The 24,252-nt window shown below is 64.5% G+C and carries 18 protein-coding genes; 12 read left to right on the top strand and 6 right to left on the bottom strand.

What is annotated here, in order from left to right; all coding sequences use genetic code 11:
- The first annotated feature begins 27 nt into the window (after positions 1–27).
- Positions 28–1,281 (top strand): iron-containing redox enzyme family protein, encoded by a 1,254-nt coding sequence (locus EP379_RS09750; RefSeq protein ID WP_127477625.1) that lies wholly within the window; start codon positions 28–30, stop codon positions 1,279–1,281.
- Between the two features lie 134 nt (positions 1,282–1,415).
- Complete coding sequence (locus EP379_RS09745) at positions 1,416–1,820, top strand: DUF2914 domain-containing protein (protein WP_127477624.1); 405 nt, start codon at positions 1,416–1,418, stop codon at positions 1,818–1,820.
- A 135-nt stretch (positions 1,821–1,955) separates the two neighbouring features.
- On the opposite strand, the gene EP379_RS09740 is transcribed toward EP379_RS09745, so the two are convergent.
- The gene (locus EP379_RS09740; RefSeq protein ID WP_172600435.1) at positions 1,956–4,106 is read right to left on the bottom strand and encodes a putative bifunctional diguanylate cyclase/phosphodiesterase; all 2,151 of its coding nucleotides are present in this window, start codon (positions 4,104–4,106) and stop codon (positions 1,956–1,958) included.
- Between the two features lie 185 nt (positions 4,107–4,291).
- Here EP379_RS09740 and EP379_RS09735 point away from each other — a divergent pair, with 185 nt between their 5' ends.
- The gene (locus EP379_RS09735) at positions 4,292–4,591 is read left to right on the top strand and encodes a DUF6763 family protein (RefSeq protein ID WP_127477622.1); all 300 of its coding nucleotides are present in this window, start codon (positions 4,292–4,294) and stop codon (positions 4,589–4,591) included.
- Between the two features lie 53 nt (positions 4,592–4,644).
- Positions 4,645–5,277 (top strand): protein-L-isoaspartate(D-aspartate) O-methyltransferase, encoded by a 633-nt coding sequence (locus EP379_RS09730; protein WP_127477621.1) that lies wholly within the window; start codon positions 4,645–4,647, stop codon positions 5,275–5,277.
- Between the two features lie 50 nt (positions 5,278–5,327).
- Here the strand turns inward: EP379_RS09730 and EP379_RS09725 are convergent, their stop codons facing one another.
- From EP379_RS09725 to EP379_RS09715, 3 genes are all read right to left on the bottom strand, one after another.
- Entirely contained in the window at positions 5,328–6,083 is a 756-nt protein-coding gene (locus EP379_RS09725) for a universal stress protein (protein ID WP_127477620.1), read from the bottom strand.
- Positions 6,052–8,505 (bottom strand): Lon protease family protein, encoded by a 2,454-nt coding sequence (locus EP379_RS09720; RefSeq protein ID WP_127477619.1) that lies wholly within the window; start codon positions 8,503–8,505, stop codon positions 6,052–6,054. Before EP379_RS09720 ends, EP379_RS09725 begins: the two co-directional genes overlap by 32 nt.
- 92 nt (positions 8,506–8,597) lie before the next feature.
- Positions 8,598–9,950: a TrpB-like pyridoxal phosphate-dependent enzyme gene (locus tag EP379_RS09715; protein ID WP_127477618.1), complete on the bottom strand. Its 1,353-nt coding sequence runs from the start codon at positions 9,948–9,950 to the stop codon at positions 8,598–8,600.
- 175 nt (positions 9,951–10,125) lie between these two features.
- Between EP379_RS09715 and EP379_RS09710 the strand changes: the two genes are divergently transcribed.
- A complete protein-coding gene (locus EP379_RS09710; protein ID WP_127477617.1) occupies positions 10,126–10,572 on the top strand; it encodes a NanQ anomerase/TabA/YiaL family protein in 447 nt (148 codons plus the stop codon).
- A 65-nt stretch (positions 10,573–10,637) separates the two neighbouring features.
- On the opposite strand, the gene ettA is transcribed toward EP379_RS09710, so the two are convergent.
- On the bottom strand, positions 10,638–12,302 hold the full coding sequence (gene ettA, locus EP379_RS09705; RefSeq protein ID WP_127477616.1) for an energy-dependent translational throttle protein EttA: 1,665 nt from the start codon (positions 12,300–12,302) through the stop codon (positions 10,638–10,640).
- 155 nt (positions 12,303–12,457) lie between these two features.
- Here ettA and EP379_RS09700 point away from each other — a divergent pair, with 155 nt between their 5' ends.
- The 7 genes from EP379_RS09700 to EP379_RS09670 all read left to right on the top strand — a co-directional run bounded on the left by EP379_RS09700 (position 12,458) and on the right by EP379_RS09670 (position 22,533).
- Positions 12,458–13,762 carry a PAS domain S-box protein gene (locus EP379_RS09700; protein ID WP_127477615.1) on the top strand — a complete coding sequence of 435 codons (1,305 nt, stop codon included), beginning with the start codon at positions 12,458–12,460 and terminating at the stop codon, positions 13,760–13,762.
- A 213-nt stretch (positions 13,763–13,975) separates the two neighbouring features.
- The gene (locus EP379_RS09695; RefSeq protein ID WP_127477614.1) at positions 13,976–15,598 is read left to right on the top strand and encodes a methyl-accepting chemotaxis protein; all 1,623 of its coding nucleotides are present in this window, start codon (positions 13,976–13,978) and stop codon (positions 15,596–15,598) included.
- 242 nt (positions 15,599–15,840) lie between these two features.
- The gene (locus tag EP379_RS09690) at positions 15,841–16,836 is read left to right on the top strand and encodes an efflux RND transporter periplasmic adaptor subunit (RefSeq protein ID WP_232024020.1); all 996 of its coding nucleotides are present in this window, start codon (positions 15,841–15,843) and stop codon (positions 16,834–16,836) included.
- Complete coding sequence (locus EP379_RS09685; protein ID WP_127477612.1) at positions 16,833–20,063, top strand: efflux RND transporter permease subunit; 3,231 nt, start codon at positions 16,833–16,835, stop codon at positions 20,061–20,063. Before EP379_RS09690 ends, EP379_RS09685 begins: the two co-directional genes overlap by 4 nt.
- Before the next feature lie 152 nt (positions 20,064–20,215).
- On the top strand, positions 20,216–21,127 hold the full coding sequence (locus EP379_RS09680; protein ID WP_127477611.1) for a selenium metabolism-associated LysR family transcriptional regulator: 912 nt from the start codon (positions 20,216–20,218) through the stop codon (positions 21,125–21,127).
- A 3-nt stretch (positions 21,128–21,130) separates the two neighbouring features.
- A complete protein-coding gene (locus tag EP379_RS09675) occupies positions 21,131–21,472 on the top strand; it encodes a Crp/Fnr family transcriptional regulator (protein ID WP_127477610.1) in 342 nt (113 codons plus the stop codon).
- The gene (locus tag EP379_RS09670; protein ID WP_127477609.1) at positions 21,469–22,533 is read left to right on the top strand and encodes an AI-2E family transporter; all 1,065 of its coding nucleotides are present in this window, start codon (positions 21,469–21,471) and stop codon (positions 22,531–22,533) included. The genes EP379_RS09675 and EP379_RS09670 overlap by 4 nt, the downstream gene beginning before the upstream one ends.
- 283 nt (positions 22,534–22,816) lie before the next feature.
- On the opposite strand, the gene EP379_RS09665 is transcribed toward EP379_RS09670, so the two are convergent.
- A complete protein-coding gene (locus EP379_RS09665) occupies positions 22,817–24,229 on the bottom strand; it encodes a PhoH family protein (protein WP_127477608.1) in 1,413 nt (470 codons plus the stop codon).
- Between the last annotated feature and the right edge of the window lie 23 nt (positions 24,230–24,252).

The following is a 24,252-nucleotide window of genomic DNA, read 5'->3' as shown; positions in this document are numbered from 1 at the left end:
GCCCATCGTATTCAGGAGCCCCGCCCCATGTCCATGACCGCCGAAGGCCGCACTGCCGGCACCCTGTTCTCCGATCTGGCCGAAGTCCTGGCCGACGGTTCCATCCGCCTGCCGGAGGCGGTGCATCCCATGGCCGACCTGCTGGAGCTGTCCGCCGAGCAGGTGCTGGCGCGCTTCAAGGACAGCCAGCAGGCGGATTTCAGCCGCGTGATCCAGGAGCTGGAAGACCCGGCCAATCCGCTGCACCGGATGCTGCACGAGCTGCGCGCCATTGCCGCCGCCCAGCCGGGCAACCCCTTTGCGCAGCACCGCCTGTTCGCACCGGGCGCCCTGCAGGCGATGTTCCTCGACCTGCACAACCATGTGATGGAGCATCCGGTGTGGCGCCATCCGTTCTTCGTGCGCGTGTTCGAGGGCCGCATCACCCAGCCGCAGCTGACCGCCTTCGCGCTGCACTACTTCAACCAGATCAAGAACACGCGCCAGTGCGTGGCGCTGTCGCTGGGGCGTTTCTCCGGCGTGATGGCGCTGCCCTACGGCGTGCTCAACGAGCGCATCTCCGAGCTGACCCAGATCGTGCTGGCGCAGCTGGTGGCCGACGAGTACGGCGTCGGCAGCCACGCGGTGGAGGACTACCCGACCATGGGCGGGCTGTTCCAGTCCACCACCCACATCGTCATGTACCGCCAGTTGTTCGAGGGGCTGGGCGTTCCGTTCGAGCAACAGGACATTCCCATGTTGCCGGGCGTGGCCGACAACGTGCTGACCCAGCGTCTGGTGGCGGGCAGCGAGGAGTTCACGCCGCTGGAATCGCTGGCCTCGGTGGGGCTGGGCATGGAATGGGGCGTACCGGAGTTCTTCAGCCTGCTGCTCGGTGGCATGATCCGTTTCGCCAAGGAGCACCATGTGCCGCTGACCCAGCGTCATCTGTTCGTGTTCATCGCGCATGTGCGCTACGACGTGCTGCACGCCATCGCCGTGATGCTGGTGACCAGCTTTTACGCCCGCGAGCAGCAGGACATCGACGCCATCAAGAACGCCACCAATACCCTGATGGCGGCTCGCTACGGCATGATGACCGAGCTGTACCGCCATGTATTCGGCGAGGACTGTCCGGCGCTGGCCGCGATCGGTCTGGATGCGCGCTATCACCTGCGCGACCGCCGTATCGAGGTCGCCCTGCGCCGCGCCCGCGGCCAGGTGGCGGACGGCACGGTGCAGGACGCCACCGCCTACCGCGCACGGCAGGAAACGCCTTACGTGTTCGCCGCCGGGGTGTGATTACGCCGGCAATTCCCCGCTTTCTGCCGAGGGGGTCGCGGTTTTTCATCCCTTTCTGGTCTATACCTTTCCCTGCGCCCGCGGCGGCCACGCCGTGGGCGAAATTCACACAACAAGCAACAGGGAGATTGATCATGCGGATGATTTCTTGGGTACTGTCACTGGGTTTGCTGGCCGCCGCCTTGCCGGCGCTGGCCGAGGAGGCTGCGCCCCCGGCGCAATGGTCGGTGGCGCGCGCCGTCGTGACCAGCGGCATCAATGAGCGCGAGCCGGTGGACGAGCTGAACCAGGTGGCCGGTGAGATGACCCAGGTCTATTTCTTCACCGAGCTGCGCGGCATGCAGGGGCAGCGCGTGCTGCACCGCTGGGTGCACAACGATACGGTGATGGCCGAGGTGGGCTTCGACGTCAACGGTCCGCGCTGGCGTGTCTGGTCGAGCAAGAACATGATGCCGGAGTGGGCCGGCACCTGGATGGTCAACGTGGTGGACGCCAACGGCGAGGTGCTGGTCAGCCGCGAGTTCAGCTACGGCCAGTAAACTCGAATCAAGGGACGAGAGGCGAGGAACAAGATACGAGGAGTGAATTCGCTGCACTCACAGTGTTCGTGATCAAACCAGCGCGCAGCGCTCAACCCCCCCGCCTCTCGTCCCTTGCCCCTCGTGCCTGTCTTGTCAGTGGGTGGTCGGCAGGTCCGGTTCCGGCGCGTCGTCCGGTCCCTCGGCCTCCTGAAAGCCGCGGCAGTAATCGCTCGAGGCCAGCCACTCCTCCAGTGCCGCTGCCGCCAGCGGGCGGCTGATGAAGTAGCCCTGGGCCGCATCGCAGTCGAGGATGCGCAGCAGTTCCAGCGCCTCGGCGCTTTCCACACCTTCCGCCACCACTTCCAGCCCCAGGTTGTGTGCCAGATCGATGGTGGAACGCACGATCATCGCGTCACTGTCATCCTCGTTCATGTGTATCACGAAGGACTTGTCGATCTTCAGCTTGTCCACCGGCAGCTGCTTCAGATAGGACAGCGAGGAGTAACCGGTGCCGAAGTCGTCGATGGCGATCTGCACGCCGATGTCGTTGAGCTTTTCCAGCGTCGCCAGGGCGCGTGCCGGGTTGGCCATCATGGAGCTTTCCGTGATCTCCAGCACCAGCCGCCAGGGTTGCACGCCCCACTTCCTGATCAGCCGCGCCACTTCCAGGGCGAGGCCGGCGTCCTGCAGGTTATAGGCGGACAGGTTGACGGCGATGGTGCCGAGCGGCAGACCGTGATGGCGCCAGGCCGCCATGTGGGCCAGGGCGTTGTCCAGTACCCAGTAGGTGAGGTGGCGGATCAGGCCGGTCTGCTCGGCCACCGGGATGAAATCGTCGGGCGAGATGTAGCCCAGTTGCGGGTGCTGCCAGCGCAGCAGGGCCTCGACGCCGCTGAACAGGCCGCTGCGCAGGTCGATCTGCGGCTGGAAGTGCAGCAGCAGGTGTTCGTTGCCGATGGCGCTGCGCAGGTCGCTGGCCTGGGCCAGGCGCTGCAGGGTGTAGTGGTCCTGGGCCGGGTCGTACACGGCGATGCCGTTCTTCTCGCGCTTCGCCACATACATCGCCACGTCGGCGCGGCGCGACAGTTCCTGCGGCGTGTGGGCGTGCTGCGGATAGAGCGCCAGGCCGATGCTGCCGGCGACATACAGGCTCTGGCCGGCCACCTCGAAGGGCTGATCGAGCAGGCGCAGGATGCGGCCGGCCATGTGGCGTGCCTCCGTCTCGTCGGCCTGCTCCAGCAGCACGGCAAACTCATCGCCGCCGAGGCGGGCCACCGTGTCGCTGTCGCGCACCTCGCGCTGCAGGCGATCGGCCAGTTGCTGCAGCAGGCCGTCGCCGATGGGGTGACCCAGGGTGTCGTTGATCTCCTTGAAGCCGTCGAGGTCCATGATCAGTAGGGCCAGACCGCCATGTCCGGCACGGCGCTGCTGTTGGATGGCGTGCTGCACCCGATCCTGCAGCAGCACGCGGTTGGGCAGGCCGGTGAGGGCGTCGTGCAGCGCCTGATGTTCCAGTGCCGCCTGCCGTTCCGCGACCTGGCGGCGCATCTCCTTGAAGGCATCGACCAGATGCTGGGTCTCCGCCGTGGCCGGCAGGGGCAGGATCAGGTCGTGCTTGCCATGGGCCTCGTCGCGCAGGGCGCGGGCGATGATCGAAATGGGGCCGAGCACGTAGCGCTGGAACAGAAAGAAGCCGAGCAGCATCAGCAACAGGGTGGCAAGGGCCAGCACCCAGATGCTGCCGATGATGTGGTTGGAGGCACGCAGAATATAGGCGATTTCGTTGCTGGCCGACTCCTCCAGGCGTCGGTCCAAGACCTGCAGTTGCTGCCAGAACGGCGCGAAGATATCAGCGGGCGGCGGCAGGGCGCTGTCCTCCCGTGTGGTCATCAATTGATCGAGGCGGCTGCGCAGGGTCTGCATCTCTGCCTCCAATGCAGCGGGCTCGGCATGTTGCCGTACCCAAGGAAGGTCGGTCAGCCGATGCTGGCGTTCAAGGGCGACATCCATGGCGCCGCGTACGGTCTGGCGTTGTAGCGGTGATGGCGCCCAGAAATAGGCGATGAGCGCTCGCTCGGTGTCGAGCATGGCCTCGCGCAGCAACCGGCTCTGCTGAGTGGCCTGCTGGCGGCTTTCGATGCTGGCGGTGCGTTCACTGCGCACGGTGGTGACATAGTGTTGCAGCAGCAGGGCGCTGGCGGTGAACAGGGCGGTGAGCAGCAGCGTGGCAGCCAGATAACGGTTGCGCAGACTGGAGAGCCGACAGAGGCGGAGCGGATTTTGTGGACTGTCCGTGCGCTTCATCAAATTTTTAGATGTGGACCGTATCTGTATGATTTTCTGTAGCATTGGGATGAAATGCCGGGCGCTAGCATAGGCGCGGCAAGGGATCCAAGTCAAAGGTGGAACCGTGTGCTGTAAATTGACGGTTCTCGGCCGGCGGATAATGGGACTACTATAGGCATGTATACATGCAGTGGAGGTGTGACATGGCTACGGCATTCAACCCCGAAATCGGTGCGTGGTACAAAAATCTGGAGGGCGAGTCCTTCGAGGTCATCGCCGTCGACGAGCAGGAAGGCATCGTCGAGATCCAGTACTTCGACGGCGCCGTGGAAGAGCTGGATATGGATACCTGGTACGAGATGGAACTGATCCAGCGTGAGGCGCCGGAGGACTGGTCCGGTCCCTTCGATGACCTGGAGAGGGATGATTTCGGCGATACCGAGATGGTGCGTCATCCGGAGGACTGGTCCGGGCCGCTGGATACGCTGGAGTGGGAGGAGTAATCGACTCTGCACCCGCATCTCCGGTGACGCCCGACCCGCAAGGGTTGCGGCGCATGCTGGACGACATCGGCCGTGAGTTGCGCTATACCCGCGATTACATCGGCCAGGATGCCTTCAGCGAACGCGTGATGACGGCGCTGGCGCTGGTGCCGCGTCATTACTTCGTGCCGCCGGAGTTGCAGGAGGCCGCCTACGACAATGGCCCCCTGCCCATCGGCCACGGCCAGACCATTTCCCAACCCTATATCGTTGCCCTGATGACCGACCTGCTGCGGCCGCGTCCCGATGATGTGGTGCTTGAAGTAGGGACCGGCTCGGGCTATCAGACGGCGGTGCTGGCACGGCTGGTGCGCCAGGTCTACAGCCTGGAGATCGTCACCGCTCTGGCCACGGCCGCTGCGTCCCGCCTGCGGCAACTGGGCTGCGCCAACGTCGAGGTGCACAACAGCGACGGCTACGCCGGCTGGCCTGAGCACGCCCCTTACGACGGCATCATCGTTACCGCCGCCGCGCCCTGCATCCCCACGGCACTCCTCGCCCAACTGAAGCCGGGTGCACGCCTGGTCATACCGGTGGGCGAGCAGGGCGGACCGCAGGAACTGCTGGTGGTGGAGAAGGGCGCGAACGGCGCCATCACCCGGCGCGCGGTACTGCCGGTGGCGTTCGTGCCATTGGTACAGCGGTAGGGGTGGAGCGTAGCGCACCCCATCAACCCACTGGTCACTTGTATCTGTCTTTACTGCACCACCGCCACCGGACAGCTGGCATGTTGCATGCGCGGCAGCAACTCCGCGGGGTTGCCGGCCAGGACCAGTATGCGGCAGTGGTGGCGGCGGCCGGCGGCGATGAGGTGGTGCGGGGACAGTTCGGGGAGCATCAGATAACTGGCGCGCAGGCCGCGCGCGGTCAGTTGTGCGCTTGCTGCACGGCGCAGTTCTGCCGCACCCTCCGCAGGAAGCAGCACTAGCAGATCCTCGCCGGCAAGGTCGGCGGCGGTGTCGAGGGCGCGCCGGGCGGCGGGGCTGCCGTCAAAGGCGATGAGCACCGGCGTGGTGGCCCGTTGCTCACGCGTTGCAACAGTGCTGCGCCCCAGCATCACCACGTCGGTGCCGCCGCTGGCGGCAAGTGTGGTGGTGAGGGCGCCGCGTTCGATGCGGAAGGTCCATGCCACGCGGTATTGTTGTGCCTGGCTTTCCAGCAGGCGGCGCACCTGTTCGGCCTGGGCGCGCAGATCGCGCTCCAACTGCGCCGTTTCCAGCCGGCGGATCGCCGCGGAGTCGAGGGCGATCTCGTGGGCAAAGGGCAGTTGCGCCAGACGCAGGAGTTCGCTGTTTTCCACGAACACGCCGTGCAGCGTCCCTTGCAACAGGGCGGCCAGTTGCGCCGCCAGTTCCAGTGCCGAGGCATCCTGCGCCGAGTCGAGGGCGAGCAGGATGCGGCGCACGGTGCGGCGGGTGTCTTCAGTCGACATGGCGGGGCGGGGCGTCGGCATCGCTGGTGTCCGGCGCCGGGCTGCCGTCGCCCTTGTCCCTGGCGTGGTCGCCGAAGCTGGCGCGGATGTGTGCCATCTCGGACAGGCGCGCCTGCACGCGGCCGTTGACGCTGTCCTCCGGCCAGTTGCCGTCGGCGTCCTGCACGCCGGCCTCGGTATCGAGCAGCAGGCTGAGGGCCTGATCGACCGTCTCTACCGCATAGACGTGGAACTGGCCCTCGCTCACCGCCTGTACCACGTCCTGGCGCAGCATCAGATGCTTTACATTGCTGGCCGGGATCAGTACGCCCTGCCGGCCGTTGAGGCCCTTGAGGCGGCAGACATCGAAGAAACCTTCGATCTTTTCATTCACGCCGCCGATGGGCTGCACCTGGCCGTGCTGGTTCACCGAGCCGGTGACGGCGAAGGATTGCAGGATCGGCAGCCCGGCGATGGCGGAGAGCAGGGCGCACAGTTCGGCCAGCGAGGCGGAGTCGCCGTCCACCATGCCGTAGTTCTGCTCGAACACCAGGCTGGCGGACAGCGCCAGCGGGTGATGGGTGGCGTAGCGCGCGGCGAGGAAGGACGACAGGATCAGCACGCCCTTGGAATGGATGGCGCCGCCCAGCTCCACCTCGCGTTCGATGTCCACCACGCTGCCCTCGCCGATATGCACCGTCGCAGTGATGCGCGAGGGCTGGCCGAAGGCGAAGTCGCCCATGGACAGCACCGACAGGCCGTTGATCTGGCCGACCCGGCTGCCGTCGGTGTCGATCATGATGGTGCCGCGGCGGATCTCCTCCAGCAGGTGTTCGCGCACGCGCGAGGAGCGGTGTACCTGGTGCTCGATGGCCTGTTGGATGTCGGCGGAGCCGACCACCGCGTGACCGGCCTCGCCGGCCCAGTAGTCCGCCTCGCGCAGCACGTCGGCAATGGAGCGCATGTGGGCGGTGAGGTGTTCGGTATCTTCCACCAGGCGCGAGCCGTGTTCGATGACGCGCGCCACGGCGTGCCGGTCAAAGGGGCGCAGTTTTTCCTTGCGCGCCAGGGTGGCGATGAGCTGGGCGTAGATGCGCTTGTTGTCGTCGTTGCGCGGAATACGGCCCTCGAAGTCGGCGGCCACCTTGAACAGCTCGGCGAAGTCCGGGTCGTATTCATGCAGCAGGTAATAGGTCATGCGGTCGCCGACGATCACCACCTTCACGTCGAGCGGAATGGCCTCCGGTTCCAGCGACACGGTGCTGACCAGGGACAGCATCTTCTCCAGCGATTCGATGCGGATCTCGCCGGAGTACAGCGCGCGTTTCAGTCCTTCCCAGGCGAAGGGGTGGGTGAGCAGTTTGTAGGCGTCCACCAGCAGATAGCCGCCGCAGGCCTGGTGCAGGGCGCCGGGCTTGATCAGGGTGAAGTCGGTGATCAGGGTGCCGAACTGGGCGATGTGTTCGGCGCGGCCCACCAGGTTGAGGTAGGTGGGGTTGTCCAGGTAGACGATGGGCGCACCCTCGGTGTCCTTGTTGTCCACCAGCACGTTGACCTGATAGCGGTGCAGCGATTCGCCCTTGCCGTCGGGCATGCCCTCGCTGCCTTCATCGCCATGCACGAAGTTGCGCACATTGTCGATGACATCCTGTTCCACCGTGGCGAGGTATTCCACCACCCGCGGCAGGTCGGCATAGCGCTCCTTCACCTCGTCGATGAGGTGACTCACCGCCGTCCGGGTGGTTTCGCGGTTGAGATCCTTGACCTTTTCGCGTGTCTCCTTGCGCCATTGCGGGATCTGGCGGATCAGTGCCTGCAGCTTTTCCTGCAGGGCGGCGACCACCTGCTCGATGCGTGTCTGCTCTTCCTTGGGCAGCTTCTCGAATTCGTCCGGGCCGAGCACCTCGTCGTCCTTCAGCGGCGCGAAGGCAAAACCGGACGGTGTGCGGAACAGTTTGATATTGTGGTTGCCGGCCTCCTCGGCGAGGTTGCTGAAGCCGTGTTCCTGGCGCTCCTTCAATTCCTCTTCCAGCGCCTGGATGCGGCTGCGGTACTCCTCGCCCTCGAAGGTGGCGGGCAGCACCACGCCCAGTTCCTCCACCAGCTTTTCCATGTCGCGCTTGAGCGCGGTGCCGCGCCCCGGCGGCAGACGCAGGGCATGGGGTTTGTGGCCCTGCTCGAAGTTGTTGACGTAGCACCAGTCGTCCGGGGTGGTGCGGCCGGCAGCCTTCTGTTCCAGGAACTGGCGCACCAGGGTGTGCTTGCCGATGCCCGGCGGACCCATGACGTAGAGGTTGTAGCCCTCGCGCTGGATGTTGACGCCGAAACGCACCGCGCCGATGGCGCGATTCTGGCCGATGATGCCGCTGACATCCGGCAGCTCGGCGGTGGTCTCGAAACTGAACAGGCCGGGGTCGCAGCGCTTGTACAGCGCGTCGGGCGCCAGCGGTTCGGGTTTGGTCATGGCGATCCTTTGCTGATGCTGTGAAAAGGGTGGTGATGCCGCCTGGCGGAGCAGGGAACACCGTCGCTCCCTGTTCCGCCAGACGGTAATGATCAACCGACCTTGGGCAGGTGATCGAGCGCCTGGCGAATGGCCTCTTCCGGATAAGCATAGTCCTCCAGCTCGCCGGCGAAGTACTTGTCGTAGGAGGCCATGTCGAAGTGGCCGTGGCCGGACAGGTTGAAGAACAGGGTCTTGGCCTCGCCGGACTCCTTGCAGCGCAGCGCCTCGTCGATGCAGGCGCGGATGGCGTGGCAGGACTCCGGCGCCGGGATGATGCCCTCGGCGCGGGCGAACTGCACGCCGGCCTCGAAGGTCGCCACCTGCGGGACGGCCACCGCCTCGATCAGCCCCTCGTTGTAGAGTTGCGAGACGATGGCGTTGTCGCCGTGATAGCGCAGGCCGCCGGCGTGGATCGATGGCGGCATGAAGTCGTGGCCCAGGGTGTACATCTTGAGCAGCGGGGTCATGCCGACGGAATCACCGAAGTCATAGGCATAGTGGCCGCGGGTCAGGGTCGGGCAGGAGGAGGGTTCCACCGCCACCAGGCGCACGTTCTTGCCGGCGGCGCGATCGGCGAAGAAGGGGAAGGCCGCGCCGCCGAAGTTGGAGCCGCCGCCGCAGGGGGCGAAGATCATGTCCGGATAGTCGCCCACCTTCTCGAACTGCTTCTTGGCCTCCAGGCCGATGACGGTCTGGTGCAGGATGACGTGATTGAGCACCGAACCCAGGGCATAGTTGGTGTCGGCGCGCGAGGCGGCCTCTTCCACCGCCTCGGAGATGGCGATGCCGAGGGAGCCGGGGTTGGTCGGGTCCTTCTCCAGGATGCTGCGGCCGGCGTTGGTCATGTTGGTGGGGCTGGCGAACACCTCGGCGCCCCAGGTCTGCATCATGGAGCGGCGGAACGGCTTCTGTTCGTAGCTCACCTTCACCATGTAGATGCGCACCTGCAGGCCGAACATCTGGCCGGCCAGGGCCAGCGACGAGCCCCACTGGCCGGCGCCGGTCTCGGTGACCAGGCGCTTGATGCCGGCCTCCTTGTTGTAATAGGCCTGGGCGATGGCGGAGTTGGGCTTGTGCGAGCCGGCGGGACTGACGCCCTCGTACTTGTAGTAAATCCTGGCCGGCGTACCCAGCATCTGTTCCAGGCGGTGGGCGCGGAACATGGGCGAGGGGCGCCACAGGCGGTAAATCTCGCGCACCTTGTCCGGGATCGGAATCCAGCGCTCGGCGGAGACCTCCTGCTCGATGAGCGACATGGGAAAGATCGCCGCCAGCGCATCGGGAGTGATCGGCTTGCCGTCCGGGCCCAGTACCGGCGCCGGCGCGTTGGGCATGTCGGCGACGATGTTGTACCAGTGAGTCGGGATCTCGCTTTCGTCGAGCAGAATCTTGGTCTGGGCCACGATGATACCTCGTTGTTATGGCGGGCTGGGGGCGGGCGCGTGTTGCTGCGCCGGTCGTGCGGTTTTAGCCCATGGGGACGGCCGGCGTCAAATGGTCGGCGCAATGATGGCGCACAGGACGCGGCAAGGGCACAATGGCGTCTGGCGCTGGCCATACCGACCCCGGAGACTCCCCGTGATCCTCGACACCCTGGACAATGCCGACCGTTACACGGCCCTGCATCCGATGTTCGCCCGCGCCTTCGACTACCTGCGCCATCTGCCGGTGCAGCCGCCGGAGAGCGGGCGGCTCAACCTCGTCGGTGAGCACCTGGTGGCCATCTATTCGGCGGTGCAGGGGCGGGCGCGCGATGCCGCGCAGCTGGAATGTCATCGCCGCTATATCGACATCCAGTATGTCATCGCCGGTTGCGACGAGATGGGCTGGGCACCGCTGCAGGACTGTCACAATCCGGTGGCGGCGTTCAACAGCGACAAGGATATCCAGTTCTTCCACGACACACCGCATAGTTGGGTGACGGCCCGCGCCGGCAGCTTCTGCATCTTTTTCCCCGAAGATGCCCACGCCCCGCTGATCAGCGACGGGCTGATCCACAAGGTGGTTTTGAAGATTGAAGTGTAAATAAAAACGCCGCGTGCCCTGGCGGGGACGCGGCGTCTGGTCAGGTCAGGAGGCTGGCCGACGGCTCAGCGGCTGATCGGCTTGTAGCGGATGCGCTTGGGCTTGGCGCCTTCCTCGCCCAAGCGGCGTTTCTTGTCGGCCTCGTATTCCTGGTAGTTGCCGGCGAAGAACTCCCAGTGTGAGTCGCCTTCGCAGGCGAGGATATGGGTGGCGATACGATCGAGGAACCAGCGGTCGTGGCTGATCACCAGCACGCAGCCGGCGAATTCCAGTAATGCATCTTCCAGCGCGCGCAGGGTTTCCACGTCCAGGTCGTTGGACGGTTCGTCGAGCAGCAGCACGTTACCGCCCTGGATCAGGGTCTTGGCCAGGTGCAGGCGGCCACGCTCGCCGCCGGACAGGTTGCCGACGATCTTCTGCTGGTCGGCGCCCTTGAAGTTGAAGCGGCCGATGTAGGCGCGGCTCGGCATCTCGAAGCGGCCGACGGTGAGGATGTCGGCGCCGCCGGAGATGGCCTCGAACACGGTCTTGTCGTTCTCCAGCCCCTCGCGGCTCTGGTCGACGGCGGAGATCTTCACCGTCGGGCCGATGTCGATGCTGCCCGCGTCCGGCTGCTCCTTGCCCTGGATCATCTTGAACAGGGTGGACTTACCGGCGCCGTTGGGGCCGATGATGCCGACGATGGCGCCGGGCGGGATCTGGAAGGAGAGGTCGTCGATGAGCAGGCGGTCGCCGAAGCTCTTGCTGACGTTCTTGAATTCGATGACCTTGTCGCCGAGGCGCTCGCCGGGCGGAATGAAGATTTCCTGGGTTTCGTTGCGGCGCTGGTATTCGATGGAGTTGAGCTCCTCGAAGCGGGCGAGGCGGGCCTTGGACTTGGCCTGGCGTGCCTTGGGATTGGAGCGCACCCATTCCAGTTCCTGTTTCATCGCCTTCATGTGGGCGTCGATCTGCTTTTGTTCCTTCTCCAGCCGCTCTTCCTTCTGCTCCAGCCAGGAGGAGTAGTTGCCCTTCCAGGGGATGCCGTGGCCGCGGTCCAGTTCCAGGATCCACTCGGCGGCGTTGTCGAGGAAGTAGCGGTCGTGGGTGACGGCGACGACGGTGCCGGGGAAGCGGGTGAGGAACTGTTCCAGCCACTCCACCGATTCGGCGTCGAGGTGGTTGGTGGGTTCGTCGAGCAGCAGCATGTCGGGTTTGGACAGCAGCAGCTTGCACAGCGCGACGCGGCGCTTCTCGCCGCCGGACAGGTGTTCGATCTTCGCGTCCCAGGGCGGCAGGCGCAGGGCGTCGGCGGCGATCTCCATCTGGTGCTCCACGTCGTTGCCGGCGGCGGCGATGATCGCCTCGTATTTGGCCTGCTGTTCGGCCAGCTTGTCGAAGTCGGCATCGGGTTCGGCGTAGGCGGCGTAGATCTCTTCCAGCTTGACGCGCGCCTCGGCGATCTCGCCCAGGCCAGCCTCGACTTCTTCCTTCACCGTCTTGCTGGCATCGAGCTGCGGCTCCTGTGGCAGATAGCCGATGCGCACGCCGGACTGCCATTGCACCTCGCCGTCGAACTCCTTGTCGGCGCCGGCCATGATGCGCAGCACGGTGGATTTGCCCGAGCCGTTGAGGCCGAGCAGACCGATCTTGGCGCCGGGGAAGAAGGACAGGGAGATGTCCTTGATGATCTGCCGCTTGGGCGGGACGACTTTGCTCACGTGGAGCATGGACATTACGTATTGGGCCATGGCTGTTTGCTGTCGAAGGTAGGAAATTGCCGAAGGCGGCATTATAGCCGGGCTGGAATTTGCGCGGCAAAGCGCGGTACAAAAAGTCTTGTGCCTTCTCGGTCACGGTCATAGGATGACGATCCGACGTGTTTCCGCTCAGGTGTCACACCGCGATGGACAACTCCTTCCATTCATCGCCGCCTTCGGCGACAGCCGATGAGGCCGGCGGCCTACGGCAGTTTGCCGGTGCCATCGACGAGGCCTTCTGGTTGGCCGCAGGCTGTCGCGGCAAGGTGGTGTACAGCAATCCCGCCTGCGCCCGCCTGTGGGGGCGGCTGTTCCACGACATCCCCTCGTTTCTGGCCACGGTGCATCCTGAGGATGTGCCGCAGGTGGAGGAGTGGCTGGCCGCCGGCTGGCCCGGCCTCCATGGCGAATATCGTATCCAGCAGCCTGACGGTACGGTGCGCTGGGTGCGCAGCCGCAGCTTTCCCATGCACGATGAGGCCGGCCGAGTGCAGCACTGCGCCACCCTGTCCAGCGATATCACCGAGGCACGCCAGCGGGAGTCACAGACCAAGCAGATGTCCCGCGCCCTGGAACAGACGGCGGACGCGGTGATGATTACCAACCGCGAGGGGGTGATCGAGTATGTCAACGCGGCCTTCGAGGACATCAGCGGTTACAGCAAGGCCGAGGTGATTGGCCGTACCCCGGCGCTGCTGCGTTCGGGCTTTCAGGAGCCGGCCTTCTATGGACAGATGTGGAAGTTGCTGCTCAATGGCCTGCCGTTCTGCGATGTGTTCATCAACCGGCGCAAGGACGGCGAGTTGTATTACGAGGAAAAGACCATCACCCCGGTGCGGGACGAGCAGGGCAATATCACCCATTTCGTCTCTACCGGCAAAGACATCACCCGGCGTCTTTTGGCGCAGCAGCGCCTGCACCGCGTGCTGCACTACGACGCCATGACCGGCCTGGCCAACCGCATCCTGTTCGTCGATCGTCTTGGCCAAGCCCTGCTGCAGGCACGCCGCCTCGGCCTGGCGGTAGGAGTGCTGCATGTCTCTTTCGACCTCGCGGCGCTGTTCGGTGAGGGGATGGAGCGGCGCACCGAGGAGCGTTTTCAGGGCTTGTTGGCGCGCCACCTGAAAGAGGCAGTGAGCGAGGGTGACACCGTGGCGCGGCTCGGGCGCGATGAGTTCGCCATCCTGCACAAGGAGGCGCTGTCGGCGCAGGAAATGGTGCCGCTGGCACAGCGTCTCAGGCTGGAGTTCGCCCAACCCCTGCGGCTGGAGGGCTATGAGCTGTTCCTGACCCCGGCCATCGGCATCAGTCGCTATCCCGGAGACGGCACGGAAACCGAGGAACTGTTGCACAAGGCCGCGCTGGCCATGCATCAGGCGCGGGAGCGGGGGGCGCAATATGCGTTTTATCGCCCGGAGGGGCCGGCGGGCGTCCATTACACCAACGGCTGATGCGGATACCATTGCGGCCGGAGTATGATGTGGATCACACTTCCGGTGTCGGTGGACCTCCCCCTTCAGAACGTGAGAGGCCTGCCGATAGGGGAGCCAGAGAGCACTGGAATGCATGCGAGTCGGGCAAATAAGGAAGTGTTGATAAGTTAATAAAACATATAACGATGGTGGCTCCCAGTGTCTGCTGCCACAGTGTGATCGAGGTATTTCATGAACAAGCCGTCCGCCACCCGACAGATGTCCGTGCAGGCAAAGATCAACCTGGCCCTGGTGCTGGTATTCGCCGCGGTGATGACCGCCTCGCTGATGTTTGCCGCCGGCACCGAAAAGCGGCTGGTGCTGGAAGTGGTGGAGCAGCAGACCAAGGACGCTGCCGACTCCTATTTCGACAGCATCAACACCATGATGCTGACCGGCACCATGGCCCAGCGCGATGTGCTGCGCAAGAAAATCCTCTCCCGTCCCGGCGTCATCGATGCGCGCATCGTGCGCGGCGAGCCCGTCACCAAGATGTACGGCCCCGGCTACGACCACCAGGCCCCGACCGACGACTTTGACCGCCGCGCCCTGGCCGGCGAGGCCATCATCGATGTCAGCGATAACGGTGGCGGCCGTGTGCTGACCGTCATCAATCCCATTCTGGCGGAGAAGGATTATCGCGGCACCAACTGCCTGATGTGCCACCCGGTGGAGGAAAATACCGTCGTTGGCGCGGTACGCATCAGCTATTCGCTCAAGGAGCTGGACGACGAGGTGAACCGCAACATCTTCATCTCTGCCGGCATTCAGTTGTTGCTCCTGGTGCTGGGGCTGGTGGTGATGGTCTATACCGTGCGCCGCGTGGTGATCAGCCGCATCAATGCCATGCGCAGCACCATGGAAACCATGGCCCGGGATGAGGATCTCAGCCGCAGCGTCACCATCGAGGCAGAGGACGAGGTGGGGGCCATGGGGCATGCCTTCAACCACATGATCGACAAGTTCCGTCAGAGTCTGCTTTCCGTGTCCCAGGCCACCCACAGCCTGACCGAGGTGTCCGACCGCGTTGCCAACGTGGCCGAGGAGACGTTGCGTGTGGTGATGGAACAGCGCAGCGAAACCGATATGGTCGCCTCGGCAATGAATGAGATGGCCGCCACGGTGCAGGAGGTGGCGCGCAATGCCAGCCAGACGGCGGCGGCCTCGCGCGGCGCCGACGACGAGGCCAAGGCCGGCGCCTATGTGGCCACCGAAGCGCTGGGCGGCATCGAGGTGCTGATTCGCGATATCGAGAATGCCGCCAAGGTGATCCAGCAGGTGGAGAGTGACAGCGCCAATATCGGTATGGTGCTGGATGTCATCAAGGGCATTGCCGAGCAGACCAACCTGCTGGCGCTCAATGCGGCCATCGAGGCCGCCCGTGCCGGCGAGCAGGGGCGCGGCTTCGCCGTGGTGGCCGACGAGGTGCGTACCCTGGCCTCGCGCACACAGAAGTCCACCGAGGAAATCCAGGCCATGATCGAGCGCCTGCAGGGCGGTGTGCGCGATGCGGTGCGGGCGATGGAGGCGGCCCAGGGGCGGGCACAATCCGGTTCCGAGCATGTGGAGAAGGCCGCGGAGAGCCTGGGCATGATCGCCGGCGAGGTGGCCACCATCACCGATATGAATGCCCAGATTGCCACGGCGGCGGAAGAGCAGAGTGCCGTGGCCGAGGAGATCAATCGCAACATCGCCAGCATCAGCCACTTGGCGGACATGACCTCGGAAGGGGCCAAGCAGACCTCGCAGAGCAGTGAGGAGCTGGTGCGTCTTGCCAGCGAGCTGAACCGCCTCATCGACGAGTTCAAGCTTTGATTCGCGCAGGACAGGGCGCCGGACGGCGCCCTGTCTTCTTTTCTTCCCCGGGCCGGACCCAGGCTTGAATCACACCCCCGTCCACCCCATATCCCGTCTGGTATATTAGGAAATGCTAATATACAATGCGTCTGCGGGTTGCAAGGCTGTTCGCGCTCCCGGCGGTAATTCTCTATAGTTAGCCAAGTTTCGGTTTGATAACGATTTTCTGCGGAGGGAAGGGAATGCGTTTGAGGCGTCTGATGATCGGTGGGCTAATCGCCTTGGCCGGTATGGGGACGGCGGGTGCGGAGTCACCGCTGCCCTTCGAGGTGGCTACGGCGGAGTCGCGCACGGTGGTGCGCGAGGTGGTGGTGAACGGCATCATCGAGGCCGTGCAGCGCGCCACGGTGTCGGCGCAGACCTCCGGCCGGGTGGTCGAGGTCAAGTTCGATGTCGACGATTACGTCACCAAGGGCGATGTCCTGATCCGCTTCCGCGACACCGAGCAGCGCGCAGCCCTCAAGGCCGCCGAGGCGCGTCATGCCGAGGCCGAAGCCGAATTCAGACGCATCAAGGATATCTTCGAGAAACAGCTGGTGGCGAGGTCGGCCTTTGACCGTGCCGAGGCTGCCTACAAGGCCGCCCGCGCCGGCCTGGAGCAGGCGCAGGAACAGCTGGAGCATACCGTGGTGCGCGCCCCCTACAGCGGCATCGTGGTAAAACGCCACATCGAAGTGGGCGAGCTGGCCAATCCGGGGCAGGCCTTGATGACCGGACTGTCGCTGGAGCGGTTGCGTGCGGTGGCCGACGTGCCGCAGGCCTACATCGATACCCTGCGCAGTCTGTCGCGCGCCCGGGTGCTGGTGCCGGACGGCACGGGCAGCGTCGAGGGCAGCAAGCTCACCATCAGTCCCTATGCCGACAGCGTGTCGCACACCTTCAAGGTGCGCGTCGACCTGCCGCCCGGCCAGCACGGTGTCTATCCCGGCATGTTCGCCAAGGTGGCCTTCGTCGTGGGTGAGGAGGCTCGGTTGCTGGTGCCGGCGGCGGCGGTGGTGCATCGCTCCGAGGTGACTGCGGTATATGTGGTGGGCGAGGGTGACCGTGTCGCCCTGCGCCAGATCCGTGCCGGCCGCACCCTGCCGGATGGCTCGGTGGAGGTGCTGGCAGGCCTGTCCGCCGGCGAACGCGTGGCGCTGGACCCGATCCGCGCCGGCATCCATCTCAAGGGCAAGCGTGAGGGCGACGGCACATGAGCATGAAGCTCGGTATCTCGGGCAACATCGCCCGGCGTTTCCTCACCACCGAGATCACGCCGCTGCTGGCCCTGGTGGGCTTTCTGCTCGGCGTGTTCGCGGTGCTGATCACGCCGCGCGAGGAAGAGCCGCAGATCAACGTCACCTTCGCCAACATCTTCATCGCCTATCCCGGCGCCTCCGCGCGCGAGGTGGAGAGCGTGGTGAGCATGCCGGCGGAACAGATCCTCTCCGAGATCGAGGGCGTCAAGCACGTCTACTCGGTGTCGCAGCCGGGCATGGCGGTGCTCACCGTGCAATACGAGGTGGGTGAGGATCGTACCGCGGCCATCGTGCGTCTGTATAACGCCATGTACTCCAAGGGCGACTGGTTGCCGCGCAATCTCGGTGTCAGTCAGCCGCTGATCAAGCCCAAGGGCATCGACGATGTGCCCATCGTCGCCCTGACCCTGTGGAGCGAAGACCCGCAGGTGGGTGGCTACGAGCTGCAGCAGGTGGCGCATGCGTTGGAAACCCAGCTGAAGCGGGTCAAGGGCACGCGCGACATCTATACCATCGGTGGTCCGGATCAGGTGGTGAATGTCCGTTTCGACGCTGCGCGGCTGGCGGGCTATGGCCTGGCGCTGGATGACCTGCGCAATGCCCTGCAACTGTCCAATGTGACCCAGCCCGCCGGAGCCCTGGTGAACGAGAATCAGGAGATTCTGGTGCAGGCCGGCACTTTCCTGTCCAGCCCCGACGAGGTGGCCGATCTGGTGGTGGGCGTGGCCAATGGTGCGCCGGTGTTCCTGCGCGATGTGGCCGAGGTGAGCCGCGGCGCCGATCAGCCGGAGCAGTATGTCTGGTTCGGCACCGGGCCGGCGGCGCAATCCAAGGGCATCGACAGCCAGGGCGTGCATCCGGCCGTGACCTTGGCGGTGGCCAAGCAGCCCGGTACCAACGCGGTGGACATCGCCAATCAGGTGATCGATCGCTTCGAGCAGCTCAGGGGCATCGTCGTGCCGGAGGGCGTGCACGCCACGGTGACGCGCAACTATGGCGAAACCGCCAACGACAAGGCGCAGAAGCTGATCTCCAAGCTGATCTTCGCCACCGCCTCGGTGGTGGCGCTGGTACTGCTGGCGCTGGGCTGGCGCGAATCCTTCATCGTCGGCATGGCGGTAGTGATCACCCTGGCGGTGACCCTGTTCGCCTCCTGGGCCTGGGGCTTTACCCTGAACCGTGTGTCGCTGTTTGCGCTGATCTTCTCCATCGGCATCCTGGTGGATGACGCCATCGTGGTGGTGGAGAACATCCACCGCCACATGCAGATGGGCGACAAGACCCTGCTGGAGGCGATCCCGCTGGCGGTGGACGAGGTGGGCGGTCCGACCATCCTGGCCACCTTCACCGTCATCGCCGCGCTGCTGCCCATGGCCTTCGTTACCGGCCTGATGGGGCCGTACATGAGCCCGATCCCCATCAACGCCTCCATCGGTATGCTGATTTCCCTGGGCGTGGCCTTTATCTTCACGCCCTGGCTGTCGCAGGTGATGTTCAAGAACCATCACGTCGGACATGCGATGGAGCCTAAGGAGGATTTTCTCTACAGCCTGTTCAAGGGTACCGTCGGCCGCTTTCTGCGTGGCAGCGAGGGCGCCCCGGACCGGCGCAAGCTGACCCTGGCAATCCTTGGCCTGATCGTCCTTTCGGTCGGGCTGGCCGGCGTCAAGCTGGTGGTGCTGAAGATGCTGCCCTTCGACAACAAGTCTGAGTTCCAGGTGGTGGTGGACATGCCGGAGGGCACCAGCGTCGAGCAGACCGCGCGTGTGCTGGCCGAGCTGGGCGATTATCTCGCCACCGTGCCGGAGGTGAGCGATTACCAGGCCTACGCCGGTACCGCCGCACCGATCAACTTCAATGGTCTGGTGCGGCAGTACTATCTGCGCGAGGGGGCCAACGTTGGCGATCTCCAGGTCAATCTGGTGGCGGCCAAGTATCGCGAGCGCAAGAGCCACGAGGTGGCGCTGGCGGTGCGCGCGCCGCTGCAGGAGATCGGCCGCCGTCATAACGCCAACGTGAAGGTGGTGGAGGTGCCGCCCGGCCCGCCGGTGATGGCGCCGCTGGTGGCGGAGGTCTATGGCCTGGATTACGAAGGCCAGATCCGCGTCGCCCGGGAGGTACGCAAGGTGTTCGAGGCCACCCCTGACATCATCGACGTGGACGACAGCATCGAGGCGGAGCAGCGCAAGCTGATCATCAAGGTCGATCAGCAAAAGGCGGCTCTGCTCGGCGTGGCGCAACAGAGCGTGGTGGCGGCGCTGGGTACGGCGCTGTCCGGAGAGGATGCCTCCTACCTGCACGGCGAGCACTTCAAGTATCCGGTGCCGATCCGCCTGGAACTGCCGGTGGCCGACAAGGCCGCGATTGCGTCGCTGCTGGCGCTGCGCGTGCGCAGCCAGAGCGGTCTGCTGGTACCTCTGTCCGACATCGTCACCGTGGAGGAGAGCACGCGCGAGCATGCCATCTACCACAAGGACATGCTGCCGGTGGTGTTCGTCACCGGCGACATGGCCGGCGAACTGGACAGTCCGCTGTACGGCATGTTCGACATCCTCGGCCAACTGGCCGACAAGGCGGTGGAAAACGGCGAGGTGCTCAAGCAGTATCTGATCAATGCGCCGGAGAGCCCCTACGAGTACAGCCTGAAGTGGGATGGCGAGTGGCAGGTCACCTATGAAACCTTCCGCGACATGGGCCTGGCCTACTCGGTGGGGCTGCTGCTCATCTACCTGCTGGTGGTGGGGCAGTTCCGCTCCTACCTGGTGCCGCTGATCATCATGGTGCCGATTCCCCTCACCGTCATCGGCGTGATGCCGGGCCATTGGCTGATGGACAAGCAGTTCACCGCCACCTCGATGATCGGCATGATCGCCCTGGCCGGCATCATCGTGCGCAATTCCATCCTGCTGGTGGACTTCATCAACCAGCAGGTACGCGAGGGGATGGACTTCGAGGAGGCGGTGATCCGCTCCGGCGCGGTACGCGCCAAGCCCATCGTGCTCACCGGTCTGGCGGCCATGCTGGGGGCCTTCTTTATCCTGGACGACCCGATCTTCAGCGGCCTCGCCGTGTCGCTGATCTTCGGTATCTTCGTTTCCACCCTGCTGACGCTGGTGGTGATACCGGTGATGTACTATGCCTTCATGCGCAAGCGGCTGGACAGCATCATCAACGGGCCGGCGTAAGTCGGGCGGCTGCAGGGAAAAGGGGCGGTGACAACCGCCCCTTTCTCTTTGTGGATATATGCTTGTCGTTGTTTCGGGCCATGCGGATAAAGTATTCTTGCCGCTTATCCGTGCATTAATCAGGTTTTGCCGCCCGGCGGCATAAGAAATTCATGGCCGACAGACGTTTACAGGTATTTCACACGGTGGCCCGCCTGCTCAGCTTCACCAAGGCGGCGGAACACCTGCACATGACCCAGCCCGCGGTCACCTTCCAGGTGCGCCAGCTGGAGGAGCATTTCAACACCCGCCTGTTCGATCGCACCCACAACCGCATCAGCCTGACCGCCGCCGGCGAGCGGGTCTATCAGTACGCCGACCGCATCTTCACCCTGTACGGCGAGATGGAGAACTCGGTGCGCGAGCTGACCGGCGAAGTGAGCGGCGTGCTGCTCATCGGTGCCAGTACCACCATCGCCGAGTACATGCTGCCGGCGCTGCTGGGCGACTTCAAAGCCAAGTACCCCGACGTCAACATCCGCCTGCAGGTGGCCAATACCGATCACATCGTTTCCCTGGTGGAGAACAACAGCATCGATCTCGGCGTGGTCGAGGCCCCGGTGAGCAACAAGAATCTGGTGGTGGAGACCTGCCGCATGGATCAGATGGTGCTGATCGTGCCTAAGGGGCATCCCCTGGCGAAGGAGCGTTCCGTCGCCATGAGCCGCATCATCGATTACCCCTACATCTGCCGTGAGGAGGGCTCGGGCACCCGTGAGGTAATGCTGGAGCACCTCAGCGCCGGTGGTATCGACTCCTGCAATCTCAACATCGTCATGGAACTGGGCAGCCCGGAAGCGGTGAAGGGTGCGGTGGAAGCGGGCATGGGCATCTCCATCATCTCGCGCGCCACCATCGCCAAGGAGCTGGCCCTGGGGACCCTGGTCGCCATCAACATCGACCCGCCGATGGAGCGGCCGTTCTCCTTCGTGCACCAGAAGCAGAAGTTCCGCCTGCGCGCCATCGAGAAGCTGCTCGATTTCGCCCGCGCCTATTGCAAGGACCATCCCGGCGTAGGTCTGTAGCCCATGGCCAAGGATGACGCCCGCCTGGTGCAGATGTTCAACCGTCTGCCCACCGCCGAACGCGAGACACTGCTGGCCTTCGCCGAGTTTCTGGTGGCGCGCAGCGATGTGCCCTTGGACGTCACCCCCAAACCCATCGAACGACCGGCACAGGAGTCGGTGGTGGCGGCCATCAAGCGCTTGTCGGCCAGCTATCACATGCTGGACCGCTCCAAAATACTGCACGAAACCTCCGGCCTGATGACCGAGCACCTGATGCAGGGGCGGGCGGCGGCGGAGGTGATCGACGAATTGGAAGAGTTGTTCCGCCGCCACTACCGGCAGCAGTTCGGTGACGCCGAATGAACCTGATCGCCGACTGGTTCCGCCGCTATTTCTCCGATCCGCAGGCTGTCATTCTGGCGGTGCTGCTGCTGCTGGGGTTTGGTGCGGTGCTGATCTTCGGCAAGATGCTGGCACCGGTGCTGGCCAGTATCGTGATCGCCTATCTGCTGGAGGGGGTGGTGCGGCTGCTGGTGCGCCATGGCGTGCCACGGTTGTCGGCGGTGATCCTGGTGTTCCTGAGTTTCCTGGCCTTCGTGTTGTTCCTGCTGTTCGGCGTGACGCCGCTGCTGTGGACGCAGACGGTGGAACTGGCGCGCGAACTGCCCAGCTATATCAATCAGGGCCAGCAGGCCTTGCTGCAACTGCCGCAGCACTATCCCATCATTTCCGAACAGCAGGTGACGGAACTGTTGCAGGTGATCCGTGCCCAGAGCCTGGGTTTTGGGCAGCGCGTTCTGGCCTATTCGCTCACCTCGCTGCCCGGCATCATCACCATCCTGGTGTACGTGATCCTGGTGCCGCTGCTGGTGTTCTTCTTCCTCAAGGACAAAGAGCTGTTGGTGCGTTGGTGCAGCGGCTTCCTGCCGCGCGAACGCCACTTGGCCCAGCAGGTTTGGGGTGAGGTGGACGTGCAGATCGGCAATTACGTGCGCGGCAAGTTCTGGGAGATACTCATCGTCGGCGTGGTTACATCGATCACCTTCGTGCTGATGGGACTGAAATACGCCGTGCTGCTCGGGGTGCTGGTAGGCCTGTCGGTGGTGGTGCCGTACATCGGTGCAGCCGTGGTGACCATACCGGTGGCTCTGATCGCCTGGTTCCAATGGGGCTGGAGTCCGGCGTTTGCCTGGCTGATGGTGGCCTATGCGATCATCCAGGCGTTGGATGGCAACGTGCTGGTGCCGCTGCTGTTCTCCGAGGTGGTCAACCTGCATCCGGTGGCGATCATCGTCGCCGTGCTGCTGTTCGGCGGCCTGTGGGGCTTCTGGGGGGTGTTCTTCGCCATCCCGCTCGGCACCTTGGTCAGCGCCATCATCCGCGCCTGGCCGCGGCCCGCGACCGCGCCGCCGGTCGCAGGTTAGGGAAGCTCTGAATAAGTTCAGAGCTTCCGCGGCACAGGGATGTGCCGCCATTTTTCAACGACGATAAGTCGTTGAAAAATGAAGCCGAGCGAAAATCACACGTTTCGCTTGGCGTGGTTTTGTCCACGGATGGACTTATGTCGCGCAGCCCAGGGAGGGGCGGGAGCGACCTGAGAAGTCCAGGATGGACTTATTCAGACCTTCCCTAGAGCGCAGCGGCATCGGGCGGCATTGCCGGACAGTGCTGCGCTATGTCCGGCCTACGTCCGCCTCCTGTTCCCCGTTACAGCACCTCGGAGGCGTAATCCGCCAGGCGCGAGCGCTCGCCGCGGGTGAGGGTGATGTGGCCTGAGTGCTCCCAGTTCTGGAAGCGGTCCACCACGTAGGTGAGGCCGGAGTTGGTTTCGGTCAGGTAGGGGGTGTCGATCTGGGCGACGTTGCCCAGGCACACCACCTTGGTGCCGGGACCGGCGCGGGTGATCAGGGTCTTCATCTGTTTGGAGGTCAGGTTCTGCGCCTCGTCGATGATGAGGAACTTGTTGAGGAAGGTACGGCCGCGCATGAAGTTGAGGGAGCGGATCTTGATGCGCTTGTTGAGCAGTTCCTGGGTGGCGGCGCGCTCCCAGTCGTTGTGCTGTTCCGACTGGGTCAGTACCTCCAGGTTGTCCATCAGGGCGCCCATCCATGGTGTCATCTTTTCCTCTTCGGTGCCGGGCAGGAAGCCGATGTCCTCGCCCACCGGCACGGTGACGCGGGTGACGACGATCTCGCTGTAGCGTTTTTCGTCCAGGGTCTGCGCCAGCGCCGCGGCCAGGGTGAGCAGGGTCTTGCCGGTGCCGGCCTGGCCCACCAGGGTGACGAAGTCGATCTCCGGGTCCATCAGCAGGTTGAGGGCGAAGTTCTGTTCGCGGTTGCGGGCGTTGATGCCCCACACGCTGTGGCCCTTGGCGCGGAAGTCGCGTACCGTCTCGATGATGGCGCCCTGCTCATCCTTGCGGCGCACCACCGCCTCGAAGGGGGCTTCACCCTCCAGATAGAGCAGTTGGTTGGGATGCCATTCGGCGGTGGCCGGACCGGTGAGGCGGTAGTAGCTGCGGCCCTGCTCCTGCCAGGACTCCATGGCCTTGCTGTGGCGGTCCCAGAAATCGGCCGGCAGGTCGGTCATGCCGCTGTACAGCAGATCGACGTCGTCCAGTACCTGGTCGTTGCGATAGTCCTCGGCGTGGATGCCGAGGATGGCCGCCTTGATGCGCATGTTGGTGTCCTTGGACACCAGGGTGACGGTGACGTCCTTGCGCTCGTCGCGCAGGGCGAGGGCGGTGCCGAGGATGGTGTTGTCCGACTTGCTGCCAGGCAGGGTGGTGGGCAGGTTGGCTTCCATGATGCGGGTCTGGAAGAACAGGCAGCCGCTCGGACCGGTGGTGCCGTTGCCGAGACTGCCGCCGGCCAGGGGGATGCCGTGGCCGATGGTGTCCTTGCTCACGCCCACCATCAGCTCGTCGAGGAAGCGGCTGGTCTGACGTGCGTTGCGCGCCACTTCGGAATGACCCTTCTTGTTGTTGTCCAGCTCCTCCAGCACCACCATCGGCAGATAGATGTCGTGTTCCTGGAAACGGAACAGGGCGGTGGGGTCGTGCATCAGGACGTTGGTGTCGAGGACGAACAGCTTCTTGCCGGGCTTGCTGGATTGCTTCATCGTGGATTCTGGCTGTGGTTGGG

The organism is Sulfurivermis fontis (genome assembly GCF_004001245.1).
Classification (GTDB): domain Bacteria; phylum Pseudomonadota; class Gammaproteobacteria; order Thiohalomonadales; family Thiohalomonadaceae; genus Sulfurivermis; species Sulfurivermis fontis.
Note: the sequence above shows the minus strand (reverse complement) of the source record. Positions and strands in the feature narration are given on the sequence as shown.

What these genes read in the sequence shown, in the direction of transcription:
- ettA (WP_127477616.1), bottom strand. Translation starts at nt 12,302, where the DNA reads ATGGCCCAATACGTAATGTCCATGCTCCACGTGAGCAAAGTCGTCCCG.
- EP379_RS09690 (WP_232024020.1), top strand. Translation starts at nt 15,841, where the DNA reads ATGATCGGTGGGCTAATCGCCTTGGCCGGTATGGGGACGGCGGGTGCG.
- EP379_RS09720 (WP_127477619.1), bottom strand. Translation starts at nt 8,505, where the DNA reads ATGACCAAACCCGAACCGCTGGCGCCCGACGCGCTGTACAAGCGCTGC.
- EP379_RS09685 (WP_127477612.1), top strand. Translation starts at nt 16,833, where the DNA reads ATGAGCATGAAGCTCGGTATCTCGGGCAACATCGCCCGGCGTTTCCTC.
- EP379_RS09730 (WP_127477621.1), top strand. Translation starts at nt 4,645, where the DNA reads ATGCTGGACGACATCGGCCGTGAGTTGCGCTATACCCGCGATTACATC.
- EP379_RS09740 (WP_172600435.1), bottom strand. Translation starts at nt 4,106, where the DNA reads ATGAAGCGCACGGACAGTCCACAAAATCCGCTCCGCCTCTGTCGGCTC.
- EP379_RS09670 (WP_127477609.1), top strand. Translation starts at nt 21,469, where the DNA reads ATGAACCTGATCGCCGACTGGTTCCGCCGCTATTTCTCCGATCCGCAG.
- EP379_RS09735 (WP_127477622.1), top strand. Translation starts at nt 4,292, where the DNA reads ATGGCTACGGCATTCAACCCCGAAATCGGTGCGTGGTACAAAAATCTG.
- EP379_RS09725 (WP_127477620.1), bottom strand. Translation starts at nt 6,083, where the DNA reads ATGCCGACGCCCCGCCCCGCCATGTCGACTGAAGACACCCGCCGCACC.
- EP379_RS09665 (WP_127477608.1), bottom strand. Translation starts at nt 24,229, where the DNA reads ATGAAGCAATCCAGCAAGCCCGGCAAGAAGCTGTTCGTCCTCGACACC.
- EP379_RS09675 (WP_127477610.1), top strand. Translation starts at nt 21,131, where the DNA reads ATGGCCAAGGATGACGCCCGCCTGGTGCAGATGTTCAACCGTCTGCCC.
- EP379_RS09695 (WP_127477614.1), top strand. Translation starts at nt 13,976, where the DNA reads ATGAACAAGCCGTCCGCCACCCGACAGATGTCCGTGCAGGCAAAGATC.
- EP379_RS09680 (WP_127477611.1), top strand. Translation starts at nt 20,216, where the DNA reads ATGGCCGACAGACGTTTACAGGTATTTCACACGGTGGCCCGCCTGCTC.
- EP379_RS09745 (WP_127477624.1), top strand. Translation starts at nt 1,416, where the DNA reads ATGCGGATGATTTCTTGGGTACTGTCACTGGGTTTGCTGGCCGCCGCC.
- EP379_RS09750 (WP_127477625.1), top strand. Translation starts at nt 28, where the DNA reads ATGTCCATGACCGCCGAAGGCCGCACTGCCGGCACCCTGTTCTCCGAT.
- EP379_RS09700 (WP_127477615.1), top strand. Translation starts at nt 12,458, where the DNA reads ATGGACAACTCCTTCCATTCATCGCCGCCTTCGGCGACAGCCGATGAG.